Origin of the sequence: Salipiger sp. HF18 (assembly GCF_011806505.1) — a bacterium.
Lineage (GTDB): Bacteria > Pseudomonadota > Alphaproteobacteria > Rhodobacterales > Rhodobacteraceae > Salipiger > Salipiger thiooxidans.
Window position 1 is genome coordinate 1 of sequence record NZ_JAATOS010000304.1, and the last position, 4,826, is coordinate 4,826.

A 4,826-nucleotide genomic window follows, 5' to 3' on the forward strand; every position below is an offset into this window, starting at 1 on the left:
TTCGACGTCTGAGGGGCATCGCCCGCCAGCAAAAAGGCCCGCCGTGACAGGCGGGCCTTCGTCATCTCAGGGGGCCGTTCAGGGGGCCGTGGATCAGGCCGGGTCCTTGGCGTAGCGCAGGTAGGGCAGCTTGATGTCGAGCTCGCCATATTTCTCTGCCGCCGCCGCGTCGTCGAGCGATAGGGCCACGATCACGTCCTTGCCGGTTTCCCAGTTGGCGGGCACGGCGAGCGGCTGCTCGTAGGTGCGCTGCAGGCCGTCGAGGGCACGGAGCACCTCGGCGAAGTTGCGGCCCACCGACATCGGGTAGGTCATCATCAGCTGCACCTTCTTGTTCGGCGCCACAATGAACACCGAGCGCACAGTGGCGCTGTCGGCGGGGGTGCGGCCGTCGGGCAGGTAGGCGTCGGCGGGCAGCATGTCGAGCGCCTTGGCCATCTTCAGGTCATCGTCGGCCACGATCGGGAAGCCGGCGGACGCGCCCGAGGTCTTCTCGATGTCGCCCTTCCAGCGCTTGTGCTCCTCGACGCCGTCGACCGAGATGCCCATCACCTTGGTGCCGCGCTTCGCCCATTCGTCGGCAAGCTGCGCCACGGCGCCGAACTCGGTGGTGCAGACCGGGGTGAAGTCCTTGGGATGCGAGAAGAAAATCGCCCAGCTGTCGCCGATCCAGTCGTGCAGATCGTACTCGCCAAGGTCGGTGACGACGTGAAGGTTGGGAATTTCGTCGTTGATGCGCAGTGCCATTGGAAGTCTCCTTTCCTGTCCGTGCGGGGCCGGACGTGGGTCTCTCTGATTTAGGTACAGTCTCGGGTCACGATGTAAAGACCCCGGCTTGCGGCGGGAGAGGGCGCGTGACAGAGTGTCGCCCAAGAGAGAATTTGATCAAATCTCACGAAGGGAGACTCAGATGATCGAGAAACGTCAGTTTTACATCGACGGTGCCTGGGTGGATGCGCTCGAGGGCCGCGACCACCAGGTGATCGACCCGGCGACCGAAGAGCCCTGCGCGGTGATCGCCCTCGGCGGACAGGCCGACACCGACGCCGCGGTGGCCGCCGCCAAGCGCGCGCTGCCGGGCTGGATGGCGACCCCGGTGGCAGATCGCATCGCGCTCGTCGAGAAGCTGCTCGCGGTCTACCTTGAGCGCGCCGAGGAAATGGCGCAGGCGATGACGCTCGAGATGGGCGCGCCCATCGCGCTGTCGCGCGCCAGCCAGGTGGGCGCCGGCAGCTTCCACCTGAAGAACTTCATCGACGCCGCCAAGACCTTCGAGTTCGACAAGGCCTTCTCCGAGGCGTTCCCCGACACCCGCATGATCCACGAGGCTGTCGGCGTCTGTGCGCTGATCACCCCGTGGAACTGGCCGATGAACCAGGTGACGCTGAAGGTCGGCGCCGCCGCCGTCGCCGGCTGCACCATGATCATGAAGCCGTCGGAAGAGAGCCCGCTTTCGGCCATGCTCTTCGCCGAGATGATGGACGCCGCGGGCTTCCCGAAGGGCGTGTTCAACCTCGTGAACGGTGACGGCGTGGGCGTGGGCACCCAGCTTTCGGGTCACGCGGACGTGGACATGGTGAGCTTCACCGGCTCGACCCGCGCCGGCCGTGCGATTTCGAAGACCGCCGCCGAGACCCTGAAGCGCGTGCACCTCGAGCTCGGGGGCAAGGGCGCCAACCTGATCTTCGCCGATGCCGACGACAAGGCGGTCAAGCGCGGCGTGCTGCACATGATGCAGAACTCGGGCCAGAGCTGCAACGCGCCCTCGCGCATGATGGTCGAGGCACCGATCTACGACCGCGTGGTCGAGGAAGCCGCCGCCGTGGCGCAGTCGGTCACCGTGGGCGCGCCCTCGGAAGACGGCAGGCACATTGGTCCCGTGGTGAACGCGGTGCAGTACGACAAGATCCAGGGCCTCATCGAGACCGGCATCAAGGAAGGCGCGCGGCTCGTCGCCGGCGGGCCCGGCCGTCCCGAGGGCTTCAACAAGGGCTTCTACGTGCGCCCGACGGTCTTTGCCGACGTGACCCCGGACATGACCATCGCGCGTGAAGAGATCTTCGGGCCGGTGCTGTCGATCATGAAGTTCGAATCCGAGGAAGAGGCGGTCGAGATCGCCAACGACACGCCCTACGGCCTGACCAACTACGTGCAGTCCACCGACACCGAACGCCGCCACCGCCTCGCGCGGCAGCTGCGCTCTGGCATGGTGGAGATGAACGGCAAGAGCCGCGCCCCAGGCGCGCCCTTCGGCGGCATGAAGCAGTCGGGCAACGGCCGCGAGGCGGGGATCCTCGGGATCCACGACTTCCTCGAGATCAAGGCGGTCTCGGGCTGGGCCGCCGAGTAAGACTGGACGACAGGGGAGGCGGCCAACGGGCCGCCTCTTTCCTTTAGGGGGCTTTTAGGGGGAGTGTCGCGTGGTGATCGGCGCCACGCGCCGCGCGAACACCGCATCGTGCACGTGTTCGGTCAGGCGGGGGTGGGCCCTGGCCCTCGGGCTGTCGCCGTGGAGAACGTTGTGTTCAGTCTCGGTGAGAGCTGCCTCAAGATGCGTTGCCCCGCGTCACGCTCTGCAAGGCCGGAGCGGATCGGGTCTTCTGGGCTATGATTGGGAACATCCGGCCAAAAAGACCAAGGTGGCTTCGTCCGGGTCGGCAGAGGGCGACCCGGGAAGGATCTCGTCAGTCTCTCAGACCGGGAAAATCTTCGCGCTTGGATTTCGCGGCTTCCGAACGACGCTTTTCAGCGCGGACTTCCAACAATTCCGCGACACAGCCGAGAGCGACGATGACTGCAATGGCTCCAGCATACATGTCCGATACCCCTACCAAGTCTAAAGTGGCTTTGCGGCGGTTCCCGCAGAGCCCGGCCAGCCCTCGGCTGATCCGAGAGATGAAGCTATCATTCATGATTTGGGCGAAAATGTGGCGGACATGTGGCAAGTTCTGTACCCACGCCGATATGACTGCCGCGCCGGAAAACAGGACCTGACGACCGCGGGAGGCGAGACGCCATTTCCGCGGGCATCGGACGGCCTCCCTACAGCAAAAGCCGCCTCCGGGGAGGCGTCTTTCTCGGCTCTTCGGCAAGCGGCGCTCCGTGCGGAGCAGGGCCCCGCTCAGGGCGTCACGATGCTGAGCCAGACCTCGAACGTGTCGAGCAGGCCCACGACGTCCTCGACCTTCTGCGCGTGGCCGCCGACCGTCGCGGAGCCGCCTGAGATCGCGTCCATCATCGTGGTCTGGCCGAGGTTGATGCCGTCGAGCACGGTCCGGTCCAGCGTCACCGTGGCGTCCGCCTCGGCCCCCTGGCCGTCCAGCGTGTCGTTCATCACGCCGTTGGTCACCGTGACCTCGAACGCGTCGCCGGCAGCTGCCATCATGAAGTCGAGCTCGATCTCCTGCCCGGCGGCCTCGGGGTGGTTCTGGCGCACCGCGAGATAATCGAGGCAGGTCCCCAGCGGCAGGTTACGCACGATCTCTGGCGAGGCGGTCGCGGGGGTGCCGGCCTCGACGACGCCGTCGCGAAGTTCCTTGGCGCCCGAGAGGTAGAAGTTCCGCCACGGGCCGATCTTGGTCTGGTGGCCCATCTGGGTCAGCGCGTCGGCGAGCAGGTTCTTCGCCTCGGCATTGTCGGGCTCTTCAAAGACCACATGACGGAGCGCGGTGGCGAGCCAGCGGTACCCGCCCGCGCCGTTCATCGCCTGCGTGGTGTCGGTGGGCGTCCTTGCTCATGGCGGCGGCAGGGCGAGCTCGATGCAAACATTCTTCCTCGGGCTGTGCAGACGAAGCGGAGTGTGCCGCAGATTGAAGATCACGTCCTCCGCTGGCTGCGCGACACTGACTGCACCGAGCACGTGCGGGCCTTCAAGCTCACCAACCACGTCGCCGAGGACAGCGACTTCCTGCGGCTCTGCCTGCTGCTGGCGGATGGCGGAATCTGTGCCGACGCGGACGACCTGCTGACCGGCACCCCGGAGGCCTTGCTGCAGCATGGCGCCGGGCTGGTCGTGTTCCCCGAGCCGACGCTCGGCAGCATCGAGAACAACCTCCTCTGCGCGCCCCGTGGCCATCCCGTCATCGCCAGGGCCGTCGACCTGTCGTTGCGCGCGCTGTTCGGGCGGGACAACGCCAAGACCGGCCCCGGCATGCTCACCCGCGCCACCGCCCTGCACCTGATCGAGGGCCCCGAGGCCGCGCTTAGCGACACTCACCTGCCGCCGCGCGCGCTTCTGCACCGGCAGCTCCAGCCGCACATGGCGCTGCCCTGCAAGAGCACGGCGCACTACTGGAACGCCCGGACCGGCGAGGTCTCCCACGCCGTCCGCACGGCGCTGACGGAGGTCGTCGGGGACCGCGAGGCGCCGCCCCGGCCGCGACGCGTTGTCGGCATGGGGTGACGGGCCAGGGTGGCGGGCTTTCGTCCGGGATCACTCAGACGGCTTCTGGTCGGCGCTGCCGGGGGAGGCGCCTCAGAAGGGGGTCTTGGCGCGGAACTTCACACCGATGCCGCTTTCCGGGTGATGCAGGCGCAGTTCTTCGGCGTGGAGCATCATGCGGGGGTACTGCGACGCGGTCTCGGGAGCGTAGAGCGGGTCGCCGAGGATCGGGTGGCCGAGGGCCAGCATGTGCACGCGCAGCTGGTGGCTGCGGCCGGTCAGCGGATGCAGGCGGGCACGGCTTTCGGTGTCGTTCGACTTGGTCACCTTGTAGTCGGTGAGCGCGGGCTTGCCGGTCTCGTGGCAGACCTTCTGCAGCGGCCGGTTGGGCCAGTCCACGATCAGCGGCAGATCGACCGTGCCGGTCTTCGGTTCGAGCCGCCCG

5 protein-coding genes are annotated in these 4,826 nt (G+C 67.1%); 2 read left to right on the forward strand and 3 right to left on the reverse strand.

Going from position 1 to position 4,826, the window contains the following annotated elements; translation table 11 throughout:
• Nucleotides 1–93: 93 nt before the first annotated feature.
• Complete coding sequence (locus HC022_RS19095; protein ID WP_008884022.1) at nucleotides 94–747, reverse strand: redoxin domain-containing protein; 654 nt, start codon at nucleotides 745–747, stop codon at nucleotides 94–96.
• Nucleotides 748–910: 163 nt separating this feature from the next.
• Between HC022_RS19095 and HC022_RS19100 the strand changes: the two genes are divergently transcribed.
• Nucleotides 911–2,350, forward strand: a complete 1,440-nt coding sequence (locus HC022_RS19100; RefSeq protein WP_167453475.1) for an aldehyde dehydrogenase family protein — start codon at nucleotides 911–913, stop codon at nucleotides 2,348–2,350.
• Between the two features lie 771 nt (nucleotides 2,351–3,121).
• On the opposite strand, the gene HC022_RS19105 is transcribed toward HC022_RS19100, so the two are convergent.
• The gene (locus HC022_RS19105) at nucleotides 3,122–3,703 is read right to left on the reverse strand and encodes an alkyl sulfatase C-terminal domain-containing protein (RefSeq protein ID WP_167453476.1); all 582 of its coding nucleotides are present in this window, start codon (nucleotides 3,701–3,703) and stop codon (nucleotides 3,122–3,124) included.
• A 96-nt stretch (nucleotides 3,704–3,799) separates the two neighbouring features.
• Here HC022_RS19105 and HC022_RS19110 point away from each other — a divergent pair, with 96 nt between their 5' ends.
• Nucleotides 3,800–4,402, forward strand: a complete 603-nt coding sequence (locus tag HC022_RS19110) for a hypothetical protein (protein ID WP_167453477.1) — start codon at nucleotides 3,800–3,802, stop codon at nucleotides 4,400–4,402.
• Between the two features lie 72 nt (nucleotides 4,403–4,474).
• Here HC022_RS19110 and HC022_RS19115 read toward each other — a convergent pair.
• Nucleotides 4,475–4,826, reverse strand: a 352-nt coding sequence (locus HC022_RS19115) for a pseudouridine synthase (RefSeq protein WP_254885182.1), incomplete at its 5' end; no start/stop codon positions are given.

Excerpts from the sequence above, each read along its gene's own strand:
- HC022_RS19095 (WP_008884022.1), bottom strand. The coding sequence starts at position 747 with ATGGCACTGCGCATCAACGACGAAATTCCCAACCTTCACGTCGTCACC.
- HC022_RS19100 (WP_167453475.1), top strand. The coding sequence starts at position 911 with ATGATCGAGAAACGTCAGTTTTACATCGACGGTGCCTGGGTGGATGCG.
- HC022_RS19105 (WP_167453476.1), bottom strand. The coding sequence starts at position 3,703 with ATGAACGGCGCGGGCGGGTACCGCTGGCTCGCCACCGCGCTCCGTCAT.